This is a genomic window from Ornithinimicrobium flavum (genome assembly GCF_004526345.1).
Lineage (GTDB): Bacteria > Actinomycetota > Actinomycetes > Actinomycetales > Dermatophilaceae > Ornithinicoccus > Ornithinicoccus flavus.
Genome location: NZ_CP038213.1, coordinates 2310662 through 2334207, shown reverse-complemented (window position 1 = coordinate 2334207; position 23546 = coordinate 2310662). Strand labels below are relative to the sequence as shown.

26 protein-coding genes and 2 pseudogenes are annotated in these 23546 nt (G+C 73.7%); 20 read left to right on the top strand and 8 right to left on the bottom strand.

The features are described from left to right. The first annotated feature begins 85 nt into the window (after window positions 1-85). The 10 genes and pseudogenes from E3Z34_RS10940 (at window position 86) to E3Z34_RS19510 (ending at window position 9390) form a co-directional block, all read left to right on the top strand. Window positions 86-1117: an MFS transporter gene (locus E3Z34_RS10940; RefSeq protein WP_238695120.1), complete on the top strand. Its 1032-nt coding sequence runs from the start codon at window positions 86-88 to the stop codon at window positions 1115-1117. A gap of 116 nt (window positions 1118-1233) precedes the next feature. Next, window positions 1234-2308 (top strand): annotated as a pseudogene (locus E3Z34_RS10935) (PhoH family protein). Next, window positions 2305-2805 carry an rRNA maturation RNase YbeY gene (gene ybeY, locus E3Z34_RS10930; protein WP_134773619.1) on the top strand — a complete coding sequence of 167 codons (501 nt, stop codon included), beginning with the start codon at window positions 2305-2307 and terminating at the stop codon, window positions 2803-2805. The pseudogene E3Z34_RS10935 and the gene ybeY overlap by 4 nt, the downstream one beginning before the upstream one ends. Then, on the top strand, window positions 2802-3338 hold the full coding sequence (locus E3Z34_RS19845) for a CNNM domain-containing protein (protein WP_338043718.1): 537 nt from the start codon (window positions 2802-2804) through the stop codon (window positions 3336-3338). Before ybeY ends, E3Z34_RS19845 begins: the two co-directional genes overlap by 4 nt. Then, window positions 3335-4177, top strand: coding sequence for a hemolysin family protein (locus tag E3Z34_RS19840; protein ID WP_338043717.1), 843 nt, complete (start codon window positions 3335-3337; stop codon window positions 4175-4177). Before E3Z34_RS19845 ends, E3Z34_RS19840 begins: the two co-directional genes overlap by 4 nt. Continuing rightward, a complete protein-coding gene (gene era, locus E3Z34_RS10920; RefSeq protein ID WP_134773618.1) occupies window positions 4167-5090 on the top strand; it encodes a GTPase Era in 924 nt (307 codons plus the stop codon). The genes E3Z34_RS19840 and era overlap by 11 nt, the downstream gene beginning before the upstream one ends. A 70-nt stretch (window positions 5091-5160) precedes the next feature. Beyond that, window positions 5161-6156 (top strand): dihydroxyacetone kinase subunit DhaK, encoded by a 996-nt coding sequence (gene dhaK, locus E3Z34_RS10915; protein ID WP_134773617.1) that lies wholly within the window; start codon window positions 5161-5163, stop codon window positions 6154-6156. Between the two features lie 11 nt (window positions 6157-6167). Continuing rightward, window positions 6168-6794: a dihydroxyacetone kinase subunit DhaL gene (dhaL, locus tag E3Z34_RS10910; protein WP_134773616.1), complete on the top strand. Its 627-nt coding sequence runs from the start codon at window positions 6168-6170 to the stop codon at window positions 6792-6794. Between the two features lie 114 nt (window positions 6795-6908). Further along, window positions 6909-8726, top strand: a pseudogene (locus E3Z34_RS10905) (phosphoenolpyruvate-utilizing N-terminal domain-containing protein); the annotation flags it as partial. A gap of 100 nt (window positions 8727-8826) precedes the next feature. Further along, on the top strand, window positions 8827-9390 hold the full coding sequence (locus E3Z34_RS19510; RefSeq protein ID WP_158288664.1) for a putative PEP-binding protein: 564 nt from the start codon (window positions 8827-8829) through the stop codon (window positions 9388-9390). Window positions 9391-9397: 7 nt separating this feature from the next. Here E3Z34_RS19510 and E3Z34_RS10895 read toward each other — a convergent pair whose 3' ends face one another. Next, window positions 9398-10033: an alpha-ketoglutarate-dependent dioxygenase AlkB gene (locus E3Z34_RS10895; protein WP_134773613.1), complete on the bottom strand. Its 636-nt coding sequence runs from the start codon at window positions 10031-10033 to the stop codon at window positions 9398-9400. A 205-nt stretch (window positions 10034-10238) separates the two neighbouring features. On the opposite strand from E3Z34_RS10895, the gene recO reads away from it, so the two are divergent. Next, window positions 10239-10970: a DNA repair protein RecO gene (recO, locus tag E3Z34_RS10890; RefSeq protein WP_134773612.1), complete on the top strand. Its 732-nt coding sequence runs from the start codon at window positions 10239-10241 to the stop codon at window positions 10968-10970. 2 nt (window positions 10971-10972) lie between these two features. Continuing rightward, a complete protein-coding gene (locus tag E3Z34_RS10885; RefSeq protein ID WP_134773611.1) occupies window positions 10973-11761 on the top strand; it encodes an isoprenyl transferase in 789 nt (262 codons plus the stop codon). A 16-nt stretch (window positions 11762-11777) separates the two neighbouring features. Here the strand turns inward: E3Z34_RS10885 and E3Z34_RS10880 are convergent, their stop codons facing one another. From E3Z34_RS10880 to E3Z34_RS10860, 5 genes are read right to left on the bottom strand one after another with little or no spacing between them, the layout of a single operon-like run. Continuing rightward, a complete protein-coding gene (locus tag E3Z34_RS10880) occupies window positions 11778-12173 on the bottom strand; it encodes a Fur family transcriptional regulator (protein ID WP_134773610.1) in 396 nt (131 codons plus the stop codon). Beyond that, complete coding sequence (locus E3Z34_RS10875; RefSeq protein ID WP_134773609.1) at window positions 12170-13183, bottom strand: metal ABC transporter permease; 1014 nt, start codon at window positions 13181-13183, stop codon at window positions 12170-12172. The genes E3Z34_RS10880 and E3Z34_RS10875 overlap by 4 nt, the downstream gene beginning before the upstream one ends. Continuing rightward, complete coding sequence (locus E3Z34_RS10870) at window positions 13180-13932, bottom strand: metal ABC transporter ATP-binding protein (protein WP_134773608.1); 753 nt, start codon at window positions 13930-13932, stop codon at window positions 13180-13182. Before E3Z34_RS10870 ends, E3Z34_RS10875 begins: the two co-directional genes overlap by 4 nt. Beyond that, window positions 13929-14894 (bottom strand): metal ABC transporter substrate-binding protein, encoded by a 966-nt coding sequence (locus E3Z34_RS10865; RefSeq protein WP_134773607.1) that lies wholly within the window; start codon window positions 14892-14894, stop codon window positions 13929-13931. The genes E3Z34_RS10870 and E3Z34_RS10865 overlap by 4 nt, the downstream gene beginning before the upstream one ends. 56 nt (window positions 14895-14950) lie before the next feature. After that, window positions 14951-15283, bottom strand: coding sequence for a DUF6703 family protein (locus E3Z34_RS10860; RefSeq protein WP_134773606.1), 333 nt, complete (start codon window positions 15281-15283; stop codon window positions 14951-14953). 55 nt (window positions 15284-15338) lie between these two features. Between E3Z34_RS10860 and E3Z34_RS10855 the strand changes: the two genes are divergently transcribed. From E3Z34_RS10855 to E3Z34_RS10845, 3 genes are all read left to right on the top strand, one after another. Then, the gene (locus E3Z34_RS10855; protein WP_134773605.1) at window positions 15339-16739 is read left to right on the top strand and encodes a glycine--tRNA ligase; all 1401 of its coding nucleotides are present in this window, start codon (window positions 15339-15341) and stop codon (window positions 16737-16739) included. Between the two features lie 110 nt (window positions 16740-16849). Further along, the gene (locus E3Z34_RS10850; protein ID WP_134773604.1) at window positions 16850-17392 is read left to right on the top strand and encodes a SigE family RNA polymerase sigma factor; all 543 of its coding nucleotides are present in this window, start codon (window positions 16850-16852) and stop codon (window positions 17390-17392) included. Next, window positions 17389-18177 carry a hypothetical protein gene (locus E3Z34_RS10845; protein ID WP_134773603.1) on the top strand — a complete coding sequence of 263 codons (789 nt, stop codon included), beginning with the start codon at window positions 17389-17391 and terminating at the stop codon, window positions 18175-18177. Before E3Z34_RS10850 ends, E3Z34_RS10845 begins: the two co-directional genes overlap by 4 nt. Window positions 18178-18216: 39 nt before the next feature. Here E3Z34_RS10845 and E3Z34_RS10840 read toward each other — a convergent pair whose 3' ends face one another. Further along, window positions 18217-18828, bottom strand: coding sequence for a LysE/ArgO family amino acid transporter (locus E3Z34_RS10840; protein WP_134773602.1), 612 nt, complete (start codon window positions 18826-18828; stop codon window positions 18217-18219). Between the two features lie 79 nt (window positions 18829-18907). Between E3Z34_RS10840 and E3Z34_RS10835 the strand changes: the two genes are divergently transcribed. The 3 genes from E3Z34_RS10835 to E3Z34_RS10825 all read left to right on the top strand — a co-directional run bounded on the left by E3Z34_RS10835 (window position 18908) and on the right by E3Z34_RS10825 (window position 21712). Continuing rightward, entirely contained in the window at window positions 18908-19804 is an 897-nt protein-coding gene (locus tag E3Z34_RS10835; protein WP_134773601.1) for a LysR family transcriptional regulator ArgP, read from the top strand. Between the two features lie 47 nt (window positions 19805-19851). After that, window positions 19852-21108 carry a tRNA dihydrouridine synthase DusB gene (dusB, locus tag E3Z34_RS10830; protein ID WP_134773600.1) on the top strand — a complete coding sequence of 419 codons (1257 nt, stop codon included), beginning with the start codon at window positions 19852-19854 and terminating at the stop codon, window positions 21106-21108. Between the two features lie 73 nt (window positions 21109-21181). Further along, window positions 21182-21712, top strand: coding sequence for a type 1 glutamine amidotransferase domain-containing protein (locus E3Z34_RS10825; protein ID WP_134773599.1), 531 nt, complete (start codon window positions 21182-21184; stop codon window positions 21710-21712). A gap of 9 nt (window positions 21713-21721) precedes the next feature. On the opposite strand, the gene E3Z34_RS10820 is transcribed toward E3Z34_RS10825, so the two are convergent. Next, window positions 21722-22570: a sulfurtransferase gene (locus E3Z34_RS10820; protein ID WP_134773598.1), complete on the bottom strand. Its 849-nt coding sequence runs from the start codon at window positions 22568-22570 to the stop codon at window positions 21722-21724. 110 nt (window positions 22571-22680) lie between these two features. Here E3Z34_RS10820 and E3Z34_RS10815 point away from each other — a divergent pair, with 110 nt between their 5' ends. Both E3Z34_RS10815 and E3Z34_RS18270 read left to right on the top strand, forming a co-directional pair. Further along, complete coding sequence (locus E3Z34_RS10815; protein WP_134773597.1) at window positions 22681-22947, top strand: DUF2277 domain-containing protein; 267 nt, start codon at window positions 22681-22683, stop codon at window positions 22945-22947. Between the two features lie 2 nt (window positions 22948-22949). Then, on the top strand, window positions 22950-23546 hold the full coding sequence (locus E3Z34_RS18270) for a hypothetical protein (protein ID WP_238695119.1): 597 nt from the start codon (window positions 22950-22952) through the stop codon (window positions 23544-23546).

The following is a 23546-nucleotide window of genomic DNA, read 5'->3' as shown; positions in this document are numbered from 1 at the left end:
CGTCCGCCCTGGACGGTTTCGCGCTCTACAACATGGCCTTCGGCGCCACCGTCGCGGCCAGCGTCGTCGGGATGGTCGTGGGCGGGTGGTGGTCGGACCGCGCCGGGCCACGCCCCGTGGTGCAGGCCGGGACCCTCGCCTTCGCCGGGGCCTGGTCGTGGCCGGGCTGTCGCCCACCATGGAGGTCTTCGTCGGTGGCCGGGCCCTGCAGGGGCTGGGGAGCGGTCTGGCGACCGTGGCCCTCTACGTGGTCATCGCCCAGCTGGTGCCGGACGAGCGACGACCCTTCGTCTTCTCCCTGCTCGCCGCGGCCTGGGTCGTGCCCGGCCTGGTGGGTCCGTTGTTCACCGGCGCCGTCGTCGAGTACCTCTCCTGGCGGTGGGTCTTCCTGTCCGTGCCACCGCTGGTGGTGGTGGCAATGGCGGTGCTGCGCCCGGCCCTGCGGGGCACCCGCCCGAGCTCGGACGCGCCCTACCTGCGGCCGGCGACGATCGGCTGGGCGGTCCTGGCGGCCGCGGCCGTCGGCCTGCTCAACCTGTCCGGCGAGCGCATCGACGGGATCGAGTGGGTGGTGGGCCCGGTCGTCCTGGCCGTCCTGGCGCTGGCCGCCTGGCGACTGCTCCCCCCGGGCACCCTCACCCTGGGCCGGGGGCTGCCCTCGGTCGTGGGCGTCCGCGCCACGGTGGGCGGGTCCTTCGTGGCCGCGGAGGCCTACCTGCCCCTCATGCTGCAGGACCAGTACGCCTACACGCCGGCCGGGGCGGGAGCCGTCCTGGCCGCCGCGTCGGTCGCGTGGGCCCTGGGCTCCTTCGTGCAGGGCAGGCTCGGCCCCGGCACGGACCGGTACCACGTCATGCTCACCGGCGTGCTCCTCTACACCGGGCTCATGGGCGTCCTCGCCCTCGCCGTCTGGGCGTCCTGGCCCGGGTGGGTGATCATCGGGATCTACGGCCTGGCCACGCTGGGGGTCGGTCTGGCCTACCCCACGACCTCGCTGCTGACGATGCGCCTCTCGCCCCCGGCGGAGATCGGGAAGAACTCCTCCTCCCTCCAGGTCGGTGAGGCACTCACGAGCGCCTTCGCGCTCGCCGTCACGTGGGGGTGGTCTTCGGGCTGACCTACACCGCCGCCCCCCACACCGCGTTCGTGGGCACGCTCGCGGTCGCGGTCGGGGTCGGCGCCCTGTCGGTCGTCAGCGCCGGCGGGCCCGCACGCCGTAGACTGGGTGCCCTCATGACGCAGCCCGACACCGAGCGATCCAGCCGTCCACGCCCCACCCACACCGTCGTCGTGCCCGACGACGTGCCGATGGTCTCCCTGCTCGGCCCCGGGGACGAGTTGCTGCGCACGATGGAGCGGGCCTTCCCCCAGGTGGACGTGCACGTGCGGGGCAACGAGTTCCGGCTCGTCGGCGACTCCGCCGAGCTGGCCCTCGTGGAGCGCCTGGTCGACGAACTGCTCGCGATCGTCGGGCGGGGCCAGCCCCTCAACCGCGACGCCGTGGAGCGCAGCATCGGCATGCTGCGGGCCGCCAGCGCGGACCGCCCGGCCGACGTGCTGACGATGAACATCGTCTCCAACCGGGGCCGCACCATCCGGCCCAAGACGCTGAACCAGAAGCACTACGTCGATGCCATCGACGCCCACACCATCGTCTTCGGGCTGGGCCCGGCCGGCACCGGCAAGACCTACCTCGCGATGGCGAAGGCCGTCGCGGCGCTGCAGGCCAAGCAGGTCAACAGGATCATCCTGACCCGGCCCGCGGTGGAGGCGGGGGAGCGGCTGGGCTTCCTGCCGGGCACGCTCACCGACAAGATCGACCCCTACCTGCGGCCCCTTTACGACGCCCTGCACGACATGGTGGACCCGAGTCGATGGCCAAGCTCATGGCGGCCGGCACCATCGAGGTGGCACCCCTGGCCTACATGCGCGGACGGACCCTCAACGACGCCTTCATCATCCTGGACGAGGGCAGAACACCTCGCCCGAGCAGATGAAGATGTTCCTCACCCGACTCGGCTTCGGGTCCAAGATGGTCGTCACCGGCGACACGACCCAGGTCGACCTCCCCGGCGGGGTCCAGTCCGGGCTCAAGGTGGTCCAGGAGATCCTCGACGGCGTCGAGGACATCCACTTCGCCCGCCTCACCAGCCAGGACGTCGTCCGTCACCGTCTCATCGGGGACATCGTCGACGCCTACGGCCGCTATGACGCACGGCAGCACACCGGCCCCCGCCGCTCCCGCCCGGACGGGCGCCGCCCAGGGCCCCAGGTCGACCGGCTGGGTGAGGGGACCCCGACCCCGTGAGCGTCGAGGTCCTCAACGAGTCCGGTGAGGTGCCCTCGCCCGTCCCGGAGCAGGAGCTGGTCGACCTGGCCCGGCACGTCCTGGAGCAGCTGCGCGTGCACCCGCGGGCCGAGGTGACGATCACCCTGGTCGACGAGGGCACGATGGCCTCCCTGCACGAGCAGTGGATGGACCTGCCGGGGCCGACCGACGTGATGAGCTTCCCCATGGACGAGCTGCGCCCGGGGCGGGAGGACGGGCCGGCGGCCGAGGGTGTCCTGGGGGACGTCGTGCTGTGCCCGGCCGTGGCGCGCACCCAGGCGCTGGCCGCGGGCCACGCGGTCGGTGACGAGCTCCTGCTGCTCACCACCCACGGCCTGCTGCACCTGCTGGGCTTCGACCACGCGGAGCCGGCCGAGGAGCGGGAGATGTTCGACCTGCAGCGGACCCTGCTGCTGACCTTCCTGGCCCAGCGTGGGCGCAGCACCACCGCCGCCCCGGAGGCCGGTCGCACGTGATCACCCTGGTGCTCATCGCCATCACCACCACGGTGATCGCCTTCCTGCTGTCCGCCGGCGAGACCGCGCTGCAGCGCGTGGGCCGGCACCGCGCCGAGCAGCTGCTCGACGAGGGGCGCCCCGGTGCCAGGGCGCTGGTCCGGATGTCGCACGACCCCGCCCCCTACCTGGCCGTCGCCACCTTCGTGCGGGTGGCCGCCGAGGCGGCCACCGCCGTCGTCGTCACGGTCGCCGTCGACACCCTCACCGACTCCCACTGGCGCACCGCCCTCATCGCGATCGGGGTCATGGTCGTCATCTCCTTCGTCGTCGTCGGGGTCTCGCCGCGCACCCTGGGCCGGCAGCACAGCGAGCAGGTGGCCCTGCTCACCGCTCCCGTCGTGCGGCTGCTGCGGCTCTTCCTCGGCCCGGTCGCCAAGCTGCTCATCCTCTTCGGCAACGCCGTCACGCCCGGCCGGGGTATGCCGACGGCCCGTTCGCCACGGAGGCCGAGCTGCGCGACCTCGTCGACCTCGCGGGTGAGTCGGCCGTGATCGAGGAGGGGGAGCGGGAGATGATCCACTCCATCTTCGAGCTCGGGGACACCGTGGCCCGCGAGGTCATGGTGCCGCGGCCGGACCTGGTGACGATCAAGTCCGAGAAGGTCCTGCGTCAGGCCATGAGCCTGTTCCTGCGCTCCGGCTTCTCCCGCATCCCGGTCGTCGGGGAGGACACCGACGACGTCCTGGGGGTGCTCTACTTCAAGGACGTCACCCGGGCGGTCAACAGCAGGGGGAGCGCGGCGAGCTCGGTGCCCGTCACCGAGCTCATGCGGCCGGTCCAGCGCATTCCCGAGATGAAGCGCGTCGGCGAGCTGCTGCGGGAGATGCAGCAGGGCCGCCAGCAGATCGCCCTCGTCATCGACGAGTACGGCGGGACCGCCGGCATCATCACCATGGAGGACGTCATCGAGGAGATCGTCGGCGAGATCACCGACGAGTACGACCGGGAGCAGCTCGAGGTCGAGCAGGTCGTCACCGACGACGGCACCGAGGTCACCCGCGTCCCGGCGAGCATGCCGGTGGACGACCTGGCCGAGATGTTCGAGGTGCCGATCGAGACCGAGGACGTCGACTCCGTCGGCGGGCTCCTGGCCACCGCCATCGGGATGGTGCCGATCCAGGGCTCCGTCGGGCAGGTCGCCGGGCTCGAGCTCACGGCCGAGCGGATGGCGGGGCGGCGACGCCGGGTGGCGACCGTCCTGGTGCGTCGCCTGCCCGAGGAGTCGGACGAGGACCCGGCCGCCCACCGGTCGGGTCAGGACGAGCGTGGGGACGCCGGCGCTGCCGTCGCCGGCGGCCCCGAGGAGGAGGTGAGCAGCGGTGCCCGCTGAGCAGACGACATACCGGAGCGGCTTCGCGTCCCTGGTGGGACGACCCAACGCCGGCAAGTCGACCCTGACCAACGCCCTGGTCGGGAGCAAGGTGGCCATCACCTCCTCCAAGCCGCAGACGACCCGGCACGCGATCCGCGGGATCCGCACGACCCCGACCGCCCAGCTGGTCCTCGTCGACACCCCCGGCCTGCACCGGCCGCGCTCGCTGCTGGGGCAGCGGCTGAACGACCTCGTGCGCGACACCCTGCTGTCGGTCGACGTCATCGGCTTCTGCCTGCCCAGCGACCAGCGGGTCGGCCCAGGGGACACCTACATCGCCAAGGACCTCGTCGACCTGCACCGGGTGCGCAGGGTGCCGGTGGTGGCGATCGCGACCAAGGCCGACGCCGTCAGCCGTGACCGGCTCGCCGAGCACCTCGTGGCCATCGACCAGCTGGGCGACTGGGACGCGATCATCCCGTGCTCCGCGGTGCGTGGCGACCAGGTGGAGGAGGTGGCCGACCTGCTGGCCTCCTATCTCCCGGAGTCGCCCCCGCTCTACCCCCTCGACCAGATCAGCGACGAGCCGACGACGGTCATGATCGCCGAGCTGGTCCGGGAGGCCGCCCTGGAGGGGGTGCGCGACGAGCTGCCGCACAGCCTGGCCGTCCAGGTCGAGGAGATCGTGCCGCGCGAGGACCGGCCCGAGCACGACCCGCTGTCCGACGTCAGGGTCAACGTCTACGTCGAGCGCCCCAGCCAGAAGGCCATCATCATCGGGCGTGGCGGCTCGCGGCTGCGGGACGTCGGGGCCCAGGCGCGCGAGGGGATCGAGCGGCTGCTGGGGCACCGGGTCTACCTCGACCTGCACGTCAAGGTGGCCAAGGACTGGCAGCGCGACCCCAAGGCCCTGGACCGGCTCGGCTTCTGAGGCCGCGGGACGCGGGCGCCGGGGTCGGCAGCCCCGTGCGGAGGCCGCGAGGCGTGGGAGAGTGACGCGCATGAAGAAGTTCCTCAACGATCCGCAGGACGTGGTCCGGGAGGCTCTGCGGGGCCTGGCCCTGGCCCATCCGCGGTCGTTGCGGGTGGACCTTGAGCGGCGGATCGTGCTGCGTGCCGACGCGCCCGCCCCCGGTCGGGTGGGGGTGGTCTCCGGTGGCGGGGCGGGCCACGAGCCGCTCCACACCGGCTTCGTGGGGGTCGGCATGCTCACCGCCGCCTGCGTCGGGGAGGTCTTCACCTCTCCGGTCCCCGACCAGATCCTGGGCGCGACCACGGCCGTCGACGGCGGCGCCGGCGTCCTGCACGTGGTGAAGAACTACACCGGCGACGTGCTCAACTTCGAGATGGCCGCGGAGCTCGCCCACGAGAGCGGGGTGCGGGTGGAGCAGGTGCTCGTCGCCGACGACGTCGCGGTGGAGGACAGCACCTGGACGGCCGGACGCCGCGGGGTGGCGGCGACCCTGCTCGTGGAGAAGATCGTCGGGGCGGCCGCGGAGGAGGGGGCGGACCTGCACAGGTGCGCCGAGCTCGGGCGTCGGACCGCCGCCCGGGCGGCGTCGATGGGGATCGCCCTGAGCTCGTGCACCGTGCCGGCGGCGGGGCGACCCACCATCAACCTCGGTCCGCAGGAGATCGAGGTCGGGGTCGGCATCCACGGTGAGCCGGGCCGCGCCCGGGTGCCGATGGCACCCGCGCGGGAGCTCGCCGCCCTGCTGGTCGAGCCGGTCCTCGCCGACCTGGCCCCGGCGCGGGGGGAGCCGGTGCTGGTCCTGGTCAACGGCTTCGGCGGGACGCCGCTGCTCGAGCTCCACCTCGTCTTCGCCGAGGTGGTGCCGCTGGTGCAGGCGGCGGGGCTCGTCGTCGCACGGTCCCTCGTGGGGAGCTACGTGACCTCCCTGGACATGGCCGGCTGCTCCCTGACCCTGCTGCGGCTCGACGACGAGCTGGTGCGATGCTGGGACGCTCCGGTGGACACCCCGGCTCTTCGACGGTGAGGATGAGACACATGGCTGACCTGAGTGCGTTCCAGGCCTGGATCGCGGAGAGCGCCCGCACGCTCGGCGAGCAGGCCACCTATCTCACCGACCTGGACCGCGCGATCGGCGACGGTGACCACGGCAGCAACATGGACCGGGGCTTCTCGGCGTGCGCCGAGCTCGCCGAGGCCGAGGAGTTCCCCAGCGTCGACGCCTACCTGAAGAAGGTCGGGATGGTGCTGGTGAGCACGGTCGGCGGCGCGTCGGGACCGCTCTACGGCACCTTCTTCCTGCGTCTCGCCGGGCCGCTGGCGGCACCGGGCGAGATCGGCGCACGGCAGATGGGGCAGGCGCTGCGCGCGGGCGTGGACGGCATCGTGGCACGGGGCAAGGCGGAACGTGGCGACAAGACGATGTACGACGCCTTCGCCCCGGCGCTGGAGGCCTACGAGCAGGCCGCCGCCGAGGGCCGGGGCCTCTCCGACTGCCTGACGGCGGCTGCCGGGGCAGCCCGCGAGGGACGGGACGCGACGGAGCAGATGATCGCGCGCAAGGGCCGGGCGTCCTACCTGGGCGAGCGCAGCGCGGGCCACCTCGACCCCGGGGCGACGAGCGCGACGCTGCTGCTCGAGGCCGCGGCGCAGGCGCTGCGCTGAGGACGCCGGTGCCGCGCTGTCCTGAGCCCGCGCCCCGGGGAGCTGCGTGATCTCCTTCGTGGTGGTCTCCACAGCCGTGCCCTCGGTGAGGCGGCTCGTGAGCTGGCCGCCGGGATGACCCCGGCCGTGGGCGGACCGCACGTGGAGGTGGCGGCGGGGCTGGCCGACGGCACGCACGGCACCGACGCGAGCGCCGTGTCGCAGGCCCTCCTGCGTGCCGACGAGGCGTCCGGGGGGGACGGCACCCTGGTCCTGGTCGATCTCGGCAGCGCGGTCCTGGCCACCGAGATGGCGCTCGAGCTCGTGGGGACGGACGTGGCCGCACGGGTCCGTCTCAGCGCGGCGCCGCTCGTGGAGGGACTGGTCGTCGCGGTGGTGACCGCGACCGGCGGGGGCGACCTGCAGACCTGTGCGGAGCACGCGGAGCGGGCGCTCACCGCCAAGGCCGTGCACCTGACGCCGGTGGGGGACGGCGCTGTCGGTGCCGGCGGCGCCGGCGGTGGGCCGGGGGGCGACCTCGGCGTGCCGGGCGGTGCGGCCTCCCGGGGGTCGGCGGGGGTCCTCGACGGGGCCGACGGCTGGGTGTCGGCGGAGCTCTCCGTGGTCGGGGAGCACGGCCTGCACGCCCGCCCGGCGGCGCGGATCGTGGCGACCCTGGGTGAGCACCCGGCGGAGACCCAGCTGAGGCTGACCAACCGCACCTCGGGGCGCGGACCGGTCGACGGGCGCAGCATCACCGCGGTCGCCACCCTCGACGCCCGCCGGGGGCACGTGGTGGTCGCCGAGGCCCGGGGGCCCGGTGCCCAGGAGCTGCTGGACTCCCTGGAGGAGCTCGCGGCGTCCGCCTTCGGCGACCTGCCCCCCGTGGGCGCGGAGCCAACGGCCGACCTCGAGGTGCCCGTCCCGGCCTCCGTCTCCACCGAGCCGGGGGTGGCCGGCACCGGTCTCGAGGCGGCGGTCGGGCCTGCCATCATCCCGCGCGCCGTCCTGGAGCTGAGCGAGCTGGAGGCGGGTGACCCCGAGGAGGAGCAGCGGGCCGTCGATGAGGCCGTGGCCGAGGCCGTCGACCGCCTGGCCCAGCTGGAGGAGCGGGCCCAGAGGCACCTCGGCCACGGGGAGGCCGAGGTCTTCGCCGCGCACGCGATCATGCTCCGGGACCCCGAGCTGCAGGAGGACGTCTCGGCGCGCATCAGGGGCGGGGCAGCGGCAGCCGTGGCCTGGCGCGACGCCGTCGCCGGCATCGCCGAGGCGTTCGGCGAGCTCCCGGACGCCTACCAGCGGGAGCGGGCCACCGACGTGCGGAGCGTGGGTGACCGGGTCCTGCGCATCCTGCGCGGGGCGGAGGAGCCGGAGGCCGTCGGGCGGGGCGTGCTGGTGGTCGACGACCTGGACCCGGCCCTGGCCATCTCCCTGGACGCGGAGTCGGTGCTCGGGGTCGTCACGCGCTCCGGCAGCGGGCTCGGCCACGGGGTCCTCATCGCCCGCTCACGAGGTGTTCCCGTCCTCACCGGCGTGGGGTCCGGGGCCGACGTCCCCGAGGGCACCGTCCTGGCCTTCGACGTCCGCAGCCGCCGGCTGGAGGTCGATCCGCCACCGGAGGTGCGGGCCGCCTTCGAGCGGGTGCTGGAGCGCCGACGGTCGGTGCGGGCCCGGGCCCTCGCCGACGCGCACCTGCCGGCGCTCACCCGCGACGGCACGCGGATCACGGTCCGGGCGAACGCCTCCTCGCTGGCCGTGGCCCGGCTGGGGGCCGGTCTGGGGGCCGAGGGCTGCGGGCTCGTCCGGACCGAGGCGGTCTTCTCCCGGTGGACCGAGGCGCCGAGCGTGCGGGAGCAGGTGGACGCCTACGAGGCGATCGCGACCGCCTACCACCCCTATCCCGTGACCTTCCGGTCCTGGGACGTCGGCGGGGACAAGACCCTGCCGTTCCTGCGGGCCAAGCCCGAGGAGAACCCCTTCCTAGGGGTTCGCGGGCTGCGGGCGTTCCGGGAGGACCCCCCTCCTGCTCGACCAGCTCGAGGCGATCTGCACGGTGGCGACCCGGCACCGCGTCACGGTGACCTTCCCGATGGTCACCACCCGGGAGGACGTGGACTGGGCCCGGGAGCGCCTGGGGGAGGCCGCGGCCCGCGGTGGTCACCGGGGGATCCCGCCCGGTCTGGGCGTGGGGATCATGGCCGAGGTGCCGGCCGTGGCCCTGCGCGCTGACCGGGTGGCAGAAGGCCTGGATGTGCTCTCGATCGGCAGCAACGACCTGAGCCAGTACACCCTGGCGGCCGAACGCGGCAACCCCCGGGTCGCCCCGTGGTCGGACCCCCTCGACCCCTCCGTGCTGCAGCTCATCAGGCAGGTCTGCGACCGGGCGCCGGAGGGGGTCGTCGTGAGCCTGTGCGGGGAGATGGCGGCCGACCCGGACGTGGCGGCGCTCCTGGTCGGCCTGGGGGTCCGGGAGATCAGCTCGACGGCGGCCTCGGTGCCGACGGTGAAGGCGCGGCTGCGTGCGGCGACCCTGACCCAGCTCCAGGAGCTCGCGACGGCCGCGGAGGCGTGCGGGGGAGCGGCGGAGGTGCGGGCGCTGCTGGACCGGTCCGTCTAGGGCCCGCTCAGCGCACCCCGCGCGGGCGGAACTGGATGCTGATCCGCGGGCCCACGGGGGTGCTGGTCTTGGGGACGCAATGGTCCCAGGTCCGCTGGCAGCTGCCGCCCATGACCAGCAGGTCGCCGTGGCCCAGCACGTGGCGCAGGCTGGCACCGCCGCCCCGGGGGCGCAGCAGCAACGCCCTGGGCGCCCCCAGCGACACGATCGCCACCATGGTGTTGTGCTCGGCGGCCCGGCCGAACCGGTCGCCGTGCCAGGCGACGCTGTCGCGCCCGTCGCGATAGAGGCACATGCCGGCCGTGGCGAAGGGCTCGCCCAGCTCGCCCGCGTAGTGGTCGGACAGGGTGGTCCGCGCCTGCTCGAGGACGGGGTCGGGCAGCGGCTCCGCCTCCCGGTAGAACCGCAGCAGCCGCGGCGTCGTCACCTGCTTGTCCCACATGGTGCGCTGCTCCCCGCGCCACTGGACACCGGCCGGTCCGCCGAGGGCGAGCCGGGTGAACAGCTCGTCCGACCCCGTGACCCACCCCGGCCGGACGTCGATCCACGCTCCGTGGTCCAGCACGGTGCGTCGCACCGCGCTCCCCAGGCTGCGCAGCCCGACCTCCTCGACCTGGTCCAGCAGCGACCCCTGCAGCATCATACCGACAAGGATAGAACACCTGTCCACGATCGCGCCACCACCGGACGCGCGTTTCTGACAGTTGTCCACAGCCCCCTCCCGACCGGACGCGCGTTCGTGACGGTTGTCCACAGGTCCGGTCGAGGAAACAGGGGGGTATGTGGCAGGAACGCGCGTCCGGTGTGGCAGGAACGCGCGTCCGGTCGCGTGGGGGAGAATGGTCGGCATGCCCACCTATCGCGAAGCAGCCATCGTGCTGCGGACGCACAAGCTGGGCGAGGCAGACCGGATCGTCACGCTGCTCACCCGTGGCCGGGGCAAGGTGCGGGCTGTCGCCAAGGGGGTGCGGCGGACCAGGAGCAAGTTCGGCGCGCGGCTGGAGCCGGGAATGGTCGTGGACGTCCAGTGCTACGAGGGCCGCAACCTGGACACCGTCACCCAGGCCGACGGGCTCGCGCCCTACGGCGAGGCGATCGCCCGTGACTACCCAGCCTTCACCGCGGCCAACGTCATGCTCGAGACGTGCGACCAGCTCACCGAGGAGGGTCAGCCCGCGACCCAGCACTTCCGCCTGCTCGCCGGGGGGCTCGCCGCCCTGGCCGGGGGTGAGCACGACCCGCGCCTGGTCCTGGACTCCTACCTCATCCGGGCGCTGGCCATCGGGGGGTGGCGGGCCAGCTTCGTGGACTGCGCCCGCTGCGGCATGACCGGGCCGCACCGCGCCTTCCACGTCCCCTCGGGAGGGGCGGTCTGCCCGGTATGCCGTCCGGCCGGGTCCACCGCGCCCGCCCCCGAGACCTTCGCCCTCCTCGCGGCCCTGTTCAGCGGCGACTGGGGCGTCGCCGACGCGAGCCAGGGACGCCACCGGCACGAGGCGAGCGGGTTGGTGGCGGCCTACCTCCAGTGGCACCTCGAGCGCGGGGTGCGCTCGCTCCGGCACGTCGAGAGGACCTCCTAGCCATGGCCGCCCCCCGCCCGACGCAGCGCCCGACCCCGCACCCGTCGGGGGCACGCCCGCCCGCGGTGCCGCTGGACCTCGTCCCCCGGCACGTCGCCATCGTCATGGACGGCAACGGCCGGTGGGCCAACCAGCGAGGGCTGCGCCGGACCCAGGGGCACGAGGCGGGGGAGGCCTCGCTCCTGGACGTCATCGCCGGCGGGATCGAGATCGGGGTCCGGTGCATCAGCGCCTACGCCTTCTCCACCGAGAACTGGCGCCGCAGCCCCGACGAGGTCCGCTTCCTCATGGGCTTCAACCGTGACGTCATCCACCGCCGCCGCGACGAGCTCGACTCCTGGGGGGTGCGCGTCGTGTGGTCGGGCCGGACGCCCCGGCTCTGGCGCTCGGTGATCTCCGAGCTGCGTGACGCCGAGGAGCGCACCCGGGACAACGACGTCATCACGCTGAACTTCTGCGTCAACTACGGAGGCCGGGCCGAGCTCGCGGACGCGGTGCGGGCGATCGGCGAGGACGTCCGGGCCGGACGGCTCAACCCCCGCGGGATCGACGAGCGCACCATCGGGCGCTACCTCTACCACCCGGAGGTGCCGGACGTCGACCTGTTCGTGCGGTCCTCGGGGGAGCAGCGGACGTCCAACTTCCTGCTCTGGCAGAGCGCCTACGCCGAGATGGTCTTCCAGGACGTCCTCTGGCCCGACTACGACCGGCGCCACCTCTGGGCCGCGATCGAGCAGTACGCGTCGAGGGACCGGCGCTACGGCGGGGCGGTGGACACCCCGACGAGCTGATCGGGCAGGTCGCGGGTCAGGTCGTCCCGCAGGCGGAGCACACGCCGAAGACCTCCAGCGTGTGCTCGACCTGGGTGAAGCCGTGCTCGGCGGCGACCGTGTCCGCCCACCGCTCCACGGCGGGCCCGTCGATCTCCACGGTCCGGCCGCACACCCGGCAGACCAGGTGGTGGTGGTGGCCGCGGGAGCAGCGGCGGTAGACCGCCTCCCCCTCGTCCGTGCGCAGGGTGTCCACCTCGCCGGCGGCGGCGAGCGAGGCCAGGGTGCGGTAGACGGTGGCCAGGCCCACCTTGGCCCCGCCCTCCCGCAGCTGCGCGTGGAGCTCCTGGGCGCTGGTGAAGTCCTCCCGCTCGCCCAGCTGCTCCATGACCGCGAGCTGCTGCCGGGTGGGTCGTCGGGTCGTCGGTCTCATCGGCTCGCCTCCGTGCGCACGGGCGTCTCGTCGGGGGTATGCGGATGCTCACCGTGCTCGTCGTAGTGACCCTCGTGGGCGGCGTGCCGGTGCCCGTCGTGCAGGTAGTCGACGTGGTCCTCGTGGAGGACGGCCTCGTGGCCGCACCCGGGCCCGTGCTCGTGCAGGTGCCGCTCGGCGTGCCGGTGCCGCGCGGCGGCGACGGCACGCCGCACCCAGCTGGCGGTCGCGGCGAGCACGAAGATCCCGATCGACATGAGCACGATGGTCCCGCCGGTGGCGGTGTCGGCGGAGTAGGAGAGGGCCACCCCGCCGACCGCGGCGACCACGCCCAGCACCAGCGCCCACCAGGCCGCCGACCGGAAACTGCGGGCGAACTGCTGGGAGGCGGCGTTCGGCAGGATCATCAGGGCGCTGATGAGGAGCAGCCCGATGACCCGCATGGACACGACCACCGTGACCGCGGTGAGCACGGCCAGCAGGATGTTGAGGCCCAGCACCGGCAGGCCCGAGGCCCGGGCGTGCTCCTCGTCCCCCGCGACGGCGAAGAAGCGCTCCCGCAGCACCCAGGTGATGCCGACGATGAGGACGGACAGGACGGCGAAGACGAGCACGTCCTCCCGAGAGGTGGTGGTGATCGAGCCGAAGAGGAAGCCGGTGAGGTTCGTCGTCTGCGACCCGTCGGCCCTGTTGATGATGACCACGCCGGCCGCGATGCCCCCGTAGAACATCAGCGCCAGGGCGAGATCCCCCGACGTGCGGCCGCGGGCCCGCACCAGCTCGATGGCGACGGCGGCCAGGACGGCCGCGACGAGCGCGGTCCAGACCGGGTTGTTCTGCGTGACGACGCCGACGGCCACCCCCGCGAGGGCCACGTGACCCAGGCCGTCCCCGATGAGGGAGAGCCGCCGCTGGACGAGGAAGATCCCGACCAGGGGGGCGGCGAGGCCGACGCACAGGGCGGCCAGCAGGGCGTTGCGCATGAACTCCAGCGACAGCATCTCGCTCACGCCGCACCCCCGCGCCGGGAGGCCCGTGCCAGGCCGGCCTGGTGGTCGGCGTACGCCTCCGGGGGGCCGTCGAAGGCCAGCCGTCCGAGGTCCACCTCGAGGATGCGGTCCACCACCCCGCGGAGCGCGCTCAGCTCGTGCGTGACGACGAGCATGGTGGTGCCGGTCTCCCCGAGCCGTTGCAGGACCCCCGCGAGGACGGCCTGGCTGGCCCGGTCCACCCCGGCGGTCGGCTCGTCCATGACGAGGACCTCGGGACGCACGACCAGGGCCCGGGCGATGAGCACCCGCCGCTGCTGCCCCCCGGACAGCGTCTCGATGTCGAACCTGGCCCGGTCGCCCAGCCCCACCGCCTCCAGGGCCTCCTGCACCGCCGTGCGGTCGGCCCGACGCGCGGGGCGCCACCAGGGGCGGGTGGCGAGCAGCCCGGTCCCGACGACCTCGCCGACCGTGGCCCGGACCCCGCCCACGAGGGTGTGCCGCTGCGGGACGTAGCCGATGCGCGTCCGGTCGCGGAGCCGGGCCAGCGGGGTGCCGAGCACCGAGGCCTCCCCGGAGAGGTGCTCGGACAGCCCGAGCAGGCCCTTGACCAGCGTCGTCTTGCCCGACCCGTTGGGGCCCAGCACGGCCAGCACCTCCCCGGAACGGACCTCGAGGTCGACGTCGCTGACGACAGGGCGGCCCTGGTAGCCGAAGGTGGCCCGGTGGAGCCGGATCACGGGTGGCACGGTGGCGGGGGCGGTGCTCACGAGCAGCCCAGCCCCTCCTGCAGGGCCGCGAGGTTGGCCCGCATGATCTCCAGGTAGTCCTCGCCCGCCGACTCCTGCGTCAGACCGTCCGCGGGGTCGAGCGTGAGGACCCGCGCCCCCGTCTCCTGGGCGACGGTGCGCGCGATGGCGTCGCTCAGGAGCGGCTCCGCGTAGACGGTCCTCACCCCCTGCTCACGGACCTGCGCGGAGATCTCCGCGAGGCGGGCGGCAGACGGCTCGGACTCCGGGGAGATCCCGGTGATGCCTGTCTGGTGCAGGTCGTAGCGCTGCGCCAGGTAGCCGAACGCCTCGTGCGTCGTCACGAGCTCGCGGCTGTCGCACCGGGCCAGACCGTCCGCGAACTCCTGGTCCAGCTCCTCCAGGTCGGAGACCACCGCGGCGGCGTTCGCCTCGTAGGCGGCGGCGCGGGCCGGATCCAGCTGTGCCAGCCGGTCGGCGATGACGAGCGCGACGGCGCCGTACCGCTCGGGGTCGAGCCAGAAGTGCGGGTCCTCGTCCCCGTGGTCGGCGTGCTCGTCCTCGCTCTCCCCGAGGGCCAGCAGGTCCGCCGCCGTCGCGACGTCCAGGGCGTGGCCCTGGGCCTGGGTCTCCACCGCCCGGTCCACGGCCGGCTGTATACCCGAGGAGTAGATGACCAGGTCCGCCGCCCCCAGGGCGCCGACCTCCCGGGGGGAGAGCTCGACGTCGTGGGGGTCCAGGCCGGGCCGGGTGAGCGTCGACACCTCGGCGGCCTCCCCGGCGACCCGCGCCGTGAGGTACTCCAGCGGGTAGAAGCTGGCGGTCACCGCGAGCGGCTCGTCCACCGCCGTCACGCCGCTGCTCTGCGTCGCCGCGCCCGCCGTCGTCGTCGCGCCGGAGGGCACCGGCTCCGCCCCTCCGCACGCCGCGAGGGCGAGGGTCAGGGGGAGGAGGGGAAGGAGGGTGTGAGGGAGGCGGGCCATGGACCCAGGATCGTCAGAATGAGAATGATTGTCAAAACGGGTCGGGTTTGGACCCCTCAACCGCGCGGCACCAGCTGGGTGACCGTCACCGCGAGGAAGAGCACGAGCACCGCGACCCGCATGACGCGCTCGACCGGCGTCAGGCGGGGCCAGGACAGGAAGAGCAGCCACAGGATGAACAGCATGGCCACACCGACCAGCACCCATCCTGCGGGGCCTCCGAGGAAGCCGCCGCCGAGGAGCAGGACGAGCAGGACGAGGAAGGGCAGCCAGACGGGGAGCCGCCCCAGCAGCTCGAGGGCCGGCCTGCTGGCCTGCTCGACCGAGCGTCGGAAGGGGCCGGGGCCCCCGGCCGCCGAGGGTGCTGACGAGGGCTGCTGGGTGGTCACCCGACCAGGGTACGGGCCGTCCGGGGAGCCCTCCGACGCGGCCTAGACTGCCCCCATGGCTCCCACCTCCACCGTCGATACGGTCGTGTCCCTGTGCAAGCGTCGTGGCTTCGTCTACCCCAGCGGCGAGATCTACGGAGGCACACGGTCGGCGTGGGACTACGGTCCGCTCGGGGTCGCCCTGAAGGAGAACATCAAGCGGCAGTGGTGGCGCGCCATGGTCCAGTCCCGTGACGACGTCGTCGCCCTGGACTCCTCGATCATCCTGCCCCGCCAGACGTGGGTGGCCTCGGGCCACGTCGGTGCCTTCTCCGACCCCCTGACCGAGTGCCAGTCCTGCCACAAGCGCTACCGCGCCGACCACCTGCAGGAGGCGCAGGCGGAGAAGCTGGCCCGCAAGGGCCGTGCGGTCGAGCCCGAGGACGTGCCGCTGACCGAGATCACCTGCCCCAGCTGCGGCAACAAGGCGTGGACCGAGCCCCGCGAGTTCAACATGATGCTCAAGACCTACCTGGGGCCGGTGGAGGACGAGTCCGGTCTGCACTACCTGCGTCCGGAGACCGCGCAGGGCATCTTCGTGAACTTCGCCCACGTGCTGGGCACGTCCCGCAAGAAGCCGCCGTTCGGCATCGCCCAGATCGGCAAGTCCTTCCGCAACGAGATCACCCCCGGCAACTTCATCTTCCGCACCCGCGAGTTCGAGCAGATGGAGATGGAGTTCTTCGTCAAGCCCGGCGAGGACGAGGAGTGGCACCAGTACTGGATCGACGAGCGCGTGCGCTGGTACACCGACCTGGGGATCAACCCCGCCAACATCCGGCTGTACGAGCACCCCCAGGACAAGCTGTCCCACTACTCCAAGCGGACCGTGGACCTGGAGTACCGCTTCAACTTCGCGGGCAGCGAGTGGGGCGAGCTGGAGGGCGTGGCGAACCGGACCGACTTCGACCTCACCACCCACAGCGAGCACTCGGGCCAGGACCTGTCCTTCTTCGACCAGACCAGCGGGGAGCGCTACACCCCCTACGTCATCGAGCCGGCTGCAGGCCTGGGGCGCTCGCTCATGACCTTCCTCGTCGACGCCTACGCCGAGGACGAGGCGCCCAACACCAAGGGCGGGGTCGACAAGCGCGTGGTGCTGCGCCTCGACCCGCGCCTGGCGCCGGTCAAGGTGGCGGTCCTGCCGCTGTCGCGCAACGCGGACCTCACCCCCAGGGCCAAGGAGCTCGCGGCCCAGCTGCGCCGGAGCTGGATGATCGACGTCGACGACGCCGGGGCCATCGGCAAGCGCTACCGCCGCCAGGACGAGATCGGCACGCCCTACTGCGTCACCGTCGACTTCGACACCCTCGAGGACCACGCCGTGACCATCCGCGACCGCGACACGATGTCGCAGGAGCGGGTCTCGCTGGACCAGGTGGAGGGTTACCTGGCCCAGCGCCTCGTCGGCTGCTGACCCCGCGCAGCGTCCGGTGCGGACCGGCATACCTCCGCCCCGCACCGGACCCGGCACACTTCGTCGTCCTCCGAGGCAACCTCGCAGGGGGCCGCTAGCGTTCTCTGCCCATGGGACCCACCGCCGCGGACGCCGAGTTCGTCGACTTCGTGCGGGCCCGGCAGCACCAGCTGATCCGGGCCGCACGTCTCTACTGCGGCGACCACCACGCGGCGGAGGACCTGGTCCAGGACGCCCTGGTCAAGCTCGCCTCCCGGTGGGAGTCGGTGCGCGACGGGTCGCCGGACGCCTACGTGCGCCGGATCCTCTACCGCGACGCCGTCTCCCGCTGGCGCAGATGGGGCCGTGAGGTCCCGTATGCCGTCCAGCCGGGGGAGCGGGACCTGTTCGACGCCGAGCCGGTCCCCGCGGCGACGGACGCGTGGGTGGACGGCTCGCCCGTCCGGCAGGCCCTCGGTGCGCTGCCGCCCAGGCAACGGGCGGTCATCGTGCTGCGCTACTTCGAGGACCTGTCGGAGGTGGAGATCGCCTCCGCGCTCGGGTGCAGCACCGGGACCGTCAAGAGCCAGGCCAGCAAGGCCATGGCCACCCTGAGATCAGTGCTGCCGGACCTGACCGGCAGCCACCACGGCACGGGAGGAGGAGAGCGATGAACGAGGACCTGGGACGGGCGCTGGAGCGCGCCGCGGGCGGGGACCCGCAGGTCGACCTGGCGGAGACGGTGTGGGCGCGGGGACGGATCCTGCGGCGCCGCCGGCACGCGGCGCAGGCCGTCGGCGGCGCAGCCGCGGCGGCGGTCCTCGTCGGGGCCTTCGTCCTCGGGGGCGGTCTCCTGGAGCCGCAGGCCGAGGTCGGGCCGGCGGTGCCCACCGTCGAGGAGACCGCCGACGCCACGGTGCCGCCCACCGCGGTCGAGGAGACGGACGAGCCGACCTCGACGGAGAGCCCCGGGCCCAGCACGGGGGAGGGGGACCCGCCCACCGGGGACGAGCCGACCTCGACGGAGCCCTCCGCGCCCGAGGGGCTGGCACTCAGCGCGACGACGATCGGGGAGCTGCCGTTGACGGCACCGACGTTCGACCTGGTCGCCCTGATCACCGAGGAGTTCGGTGAGCCGTTCAGCACGCAGGTCGACGTGGTCGGCGGCTGCAGCGGCGAGGAGGTCTTCAGCCTCTACAACTGGGAGGGCTTCCTGCTCTTCGTGCGGGGGGCCGACGGCCCGGGCGCTGCCCGGTCGTGGGAGACCCGGAGCAGCGAGGTCATCCTGCCTGGCGGCGTCAGGCTCGGCATGACCCTGGAGGAGGTGCAGGCGCTGGACACCGTGACCGAGCTGCCGTCGGTCGCCTCGCCTCACTACCGGCTGGGCAGCGGGATCGTCGTCTCGACCGCGGACGGCGTCCTCGTCACGGCGTCCAGCGAGCGGGGAGAGGTCTGCTGACCGTCGGCCCGGCCGGGAGTCACCGACCCGGCCGCGTCCTCACCCCCCGAGGAGGAGCCCGAGCCCGATGGCTCCCATGACCACCGCGATGCCGGCGTCGAGCACCTGCCACGCCCGGGGCCGGGCGAAGAGGGGCGCGAGGCGGCGGGCGCCGAAGCCCAGCGAGCTGAACCACACGGCGCTCGCGGTCACCATGCCGGCGTAGAACCACCAGCGACCCTCGGGGCCGTGGGTGTTGGCGATGCTGCCGACCAGCGTGATGTCGAGGTAGACGTGCGGGTTGAGGAAGGTCAGGGCGGCCATGGTGGCCAGCGAGCGCCGGACCGACCCGACGGCCGCACCCTCGGCGACCAGCACGTCGCCGGGGTGCAGCGCCCGCCAGGCGGCGTGCAGTCCGTAGCCGAGGACGAACAACCCACCGCCCCAGCGCGCCACGTCGAGGAACCCTGGCCAGGCGGTCACGAGCGCCCCGATCCCGAGCACCGCCAGCGCGGCCAGGAGCGCGTCGGCCACGGTGCAGAGGACGACGAGCGGGGCCACCGCGGCGCGGCGCAGCCCCTGCCGCAGCAGGTAGGCGTTCTGCGCCCCGATGGCGACGATGAGGCCGAGGCCCGTGAGGAAGCCGGCGAGCAGCACGGCGGGGAAGGACATGCGACCACGGTAGGCCGCGGGCGGCCCCCGTCCACCATCAGGGTGATGAATGATTCTGCACAACCCTTAGCATGACTGCATGACGATCGATCCTGTCGCGCTCGCCACGCTGGCTGCGGTGGTCCGCGAGGGCACCTTCGAGCGGGCAGCGGCCCGGCTGCACGTCACCCCGTCCGCGGTGAGCCAGCGGGTCAAGGCTCTGGAGACCGGCATCGGGCAGGTCGTGGTGAGCCGGACCAAGCCGGTGACCCCGACGGCAGCGGGGGAGGTGCTGCTGCGCCTCGCGCATCACTGGGATCTGCTGGTGCACGAGGCGCTGGGGGAGCTGGTGCCGCAGGAGGGGCAGGTCGGGCGGCCCCTGGTGCCGGTCGTCGTCAACGCGGACTCGCTGGCCACGTGGATCCTGCCGGCCCTCGCCCGCGCCCAGGACGAGCTCGGGATCAGCCTCGACGTCATCCGCGAGGACGAGCAGCACGCCTCGGCGCTGGTCCGGTCCGGGGCGGCGCTCGCGGCGGTCACCTCCGACCCGACCCCGGTGGCGGGGTGCAGGCTCACCACGCTCGGATCGCTGCGGTATGTCGCGGCGTGCACCCCCGCCTTCAAGCGACGGTGGCTACCGGACGGTGCTCGGGCAGCCGACCTCGACCGCGCGCCCCTGGTGCGCTTCGACCGCAAGGACCTGCTGCAGCATCGCGCGGCCCGGCGGTGGGTGCGCCGCGACATCGACCCGCCGACGACGTTCGTGCCCTCGAGCCGGGAGTTCGCCGAGGCGGTGCGGCTCGGGGTGGGCTGGGCCATGGTGCCGGTCGCCTGGGCGGAGCAGGGCCTCGGTGACGGCACGCTCGTGACGGTCGCCCGCCGACCGCACCTGTCCGTCGACCTGCACTGGTTGGCGTGGAAGCTGCCATCCCGCGTCCTGGCGGGGCTGGGACGGTGCGTGAGCGAGGAGGCCGGGCGAGCCCTGTCCAGGGCCTGACGCGGCCGCAGGGTCGGGCGCGCGGAGCGTGGGAGAATGGGGAGGCTATGTCCCTGACCGCCACCGCTCCCGCCCGTGCACCGCATACCTCCTCCTCGCCTGTCTCGGGGCCCGTCCTGCCGCCCCTGCAGATCGGCCCGCACACCATCGACTCCCCGGTCGTGCTCGCCCCCATGGCCGGCATCACCAACCGGGCGTTCCGGCAGCTGTGCCGGGAGTACGGCGCCGAGGGCGTCGCCGCCGCGGCGGGTCGACCGGGAGCCAGCGGGGCGACCTCGCTCTACGTGAGCGAGATGATCACCTCCCGCGCGCTGGTCGAGCGCACACCGGTGTCGATGAAGCTCATCGAGCACGGACCGGGCGAGGACCCTCGGTCGGTGCAGCTCTACGGGGTGGACCCCGTGACCGTGGGCGCGGCCGTGCGCATGCTGCGCGACGAGGACCGCGCGGACCACATCGACCTGAACTTCGGCTGCCCCGTGCCCAAGGTCACCCGCAAGGGCGGGGGCTCGGCACTGCCCTGGAAGACCGACCTGTTCCGGGGGATCGTCCGTGCCGCGGTGCAGAACGCCGCCCCGGCACAGATCCCCGTCACGGTCAAGATGCGGGTCGGGATCGACGCCGACCACGAGACCTTCCTCGACGCCGGCCGGATCGCGGAGGAGGAGGGCGCCGCCGCCGTGGCGCTGCACGCCCGCACCGCCTCCCAGGCCTACTCCGGCCAGGCCGACTGGTCCCGCATCGCCGAGCTGAAGCGAGCCGTCACGACCATCCCCGTCCTGGGCAACGGGGACATCTGGTCGGCGGAGGACGCGCTGCGGATGGTGGAGGAGACCGGGTGCGACGGCGTGGTCGTCGGCCGGGGCTGCCTGGGCCGTCCCTGGCTGTTCACCGACCTGGCGGCCGCCTTCGCCGGCTCCAGGGTGCGGGTGGAGCCGACGCTGGAGGAGGTGTGCCGGGTCCTGCGCAGGCACGCGGAGCTCCTCGTCGACTTCCACCGCGACGAGGCCAGGGGCTGCCGGGATATCCGCAAGCACATCGCCTGGTACACCAAGGGCTTCCGGGTCGGCGGCCAGCTGCGCCACCAGCTGGCCCTCGTCGACACCCTCGACGACCTCGACCGTCTGATCGACACCCTCGACCTGGACCAGCCCTGGCCCCGCGCCGGCGCCGACGGTCAGCGCGGGCGCGCCGGCTCCTCCCGCGTCGTCGCCCTCCCCGACCGTTGGCTCGACTCGCGCGAGCTCGACGAGGAGCAGCGAGCCAGCATCGCGCAGGCCGAGCTGGACGTCGACGGGGGCTGACCACACCCCGGCGCCGGGCCGGCCCCCGCGGCTCCGGGCTGCGAACCCGCGACGTCTTTCCTACGGTGAGGGTATGACGCAACGACTCACCGGCAAGAAGGTCGCCTTCCTCCTCACCGACGGTTTCGAGGACAGCGAGCTCACCAGCCCCTGGAACACCGTCGTCGAGGCCGGCGGCACCGCTCATCTGCTCGCGCCCGCGCAAGGTCAGGTCGAGGGGAAGAACGGCCACACCCAGGACGTGGACCGCGTGGTCTCCGCGGCGGACCCGGGGGAGTACGACGCCCTCGTCCTGCCCGGGGGCACCGGCAACGCGGACAAGCTCCGGATGGACGAGGACGCGGTGGCCTTCGCCCGCCACTTCGGAAGCGAGGGCAAGCCGATCGCGGTGATCTGCCACGGCGCCTGGATCCTCACGGATGCCGACGTCCTCCGGGGCCGCACCCTGACCTCCTACCCCTCGTTGCGGACCGACCTGCGCAACGCCGGGGCGACCTGGGTGGACGAGGAGGTGCACGTCGACGGGGCCCTCGTCTCCAGCCGCACCCCAGACGACCTGCCCGCCTTCAACCGCGAGCTGGTCGAAGCCTTCGCCTCGGCGTGACCCTGCTGCTCAGTCCGCGGCCACCGGCCGCGTGGGGTCGCTGATCCAGTCGCTCCAGCTGCCGACGTAGACCGCCGGCCGCGGGCCGACACCCCGCGCCTCCAGGGCGAGCGCTAGGTGCGCCGCCTGCACACCGGACCCGCAGTAGACGGCGGCGGGGGTGTCGGTCCGCCCACCGGCCTCCGTGAGCCGGGTGACCACGGTCTCGCTGTCGACCAGGCGGCCGTCGTCGACGAGGGAGAGAGCCGGCAGGGAGAGTGCCCCCGGGACGTGGCCGGCGACGGGGTCGATCGTCTCGTGCCGCCCGTGGAAGCGGTCGGCCGGCCGCGCGTCGAGCACCTGGTGCCCCGCCGCGAGATGGGCGGCCAGCCCGTCGGCGTCGAGCAGCTCGCGACCGCCGGGGACGAGCCGCACGTCGCCCGGCTCGGCGCTGACCTCGCCGCCGCGGACCGGCAGGCCGGCCCGCGACCAGGCGTCCAGACCGCCGTCCAGCACGGCCGCCTCGACGCCGTAGTAGCTCGCCACCCACCACGCCCGCGCCGCTCCCAGCCCCACGGACCCGTCGTAGAAGACGACAGGACGGTCCTGGCCGACCCCCGCGGCCCGCAGCGCCGTCTCGACAGCCTCCAGCGACGGCATCGGGTGCCGACCGCCCACGCCGTCGTCGCGGACCGGGCCCGAGAGCGCGGTCTCCAGGTCCAGGAAGGTCGCGCCCGGGAGGTGGGCCTCCAGGTAGGCGGAGCGGTTCACCTCCGGGCCCGCGCCGAGGGTCCACCGCACGTCGACCAGCGTCGGCCGCCCCGCCTCCGGCCCCGACAGCAGGGCCTGGAGGTCGGCGGGGGAGAGCAGGACGTCCATCAGACGGTCCTGGGGGAGGTGAGGCGGACGGGCCGACGGAAGGTTCTCATCCCCCAGACCCTAGTGCCCGGTCCGCTGCGACCGGAGGCCGTGCGTGGCAGCATGAGGCCATGTGCCGCAACATCCGCCCGCTCTTCAACTTCGAGCCCCCCGCCACCCGCGAGGAGGTCGAGGCGGCCGCGCTCCAGTACGTCCGCAAGGTGGCCGGCGCGCCCCGGCCCTCCCAGGCCAACGAGCGGGCGTACGCCGTGGCGGTCGCCGCCGTCGCGGAGGCGACCCAGCAGCTGCTCGACGCCCTGGTGACCACCGCCCCGCCCAAGGACCGGGAGGTCGAGGCGGACAAGGCCCGCGCCCGGGCCCGGGCGAGGTACGCCTGAGCATGGGCGGCCCCCGGTCGCCCTTCCTGCGCCCCGCCGCACCGGGCCCGCGCAACCCGACGCTGACCCCGGACGCCCTGGGCGACCCCGCCGGCGCCCGGGCCCGGCAGGTCCTCAACTGGGCCAACCTGTCCACGCCCCTGGGGCTGGGCATCGCGGCGGCCGGCGGCTGCCGGTTCCGCCGCGGCCCCGGCCGGTCGGTCCTGGCGGACTACTACCGGTGGACCTTCCCGGCGGCGGGGGCCTTCACCGTGGGGGACGTCATCATCACGCGGCACGACCTGGACCTGCTGGCCGCCCGCCGCCCGGACCTGCTGCGCCACGAGCTGGTGCACTCGTGGCAGTGGGCCTACTGCCTCGGACTGCCCTTCCTCCCGCTCTACGTCGGCTCGATGGCCTGGTCCTGGTTGCGGACCGGCGACCGGGCGGCGAGGAGCTTCTTCGAGCGCCAGGCCGGTCTGGACACCGGTGGGTATGCCGACGTCCCGACCCGGCCCCTGGGGCCGGTCCTCGCCGACGCGACCCGCCGCCTCACGCTCCTCGTCACGGGCAGGCGGGGGCTGGACACCGGGGCCGACCTCGGCTCCGGGGCGTCCTGA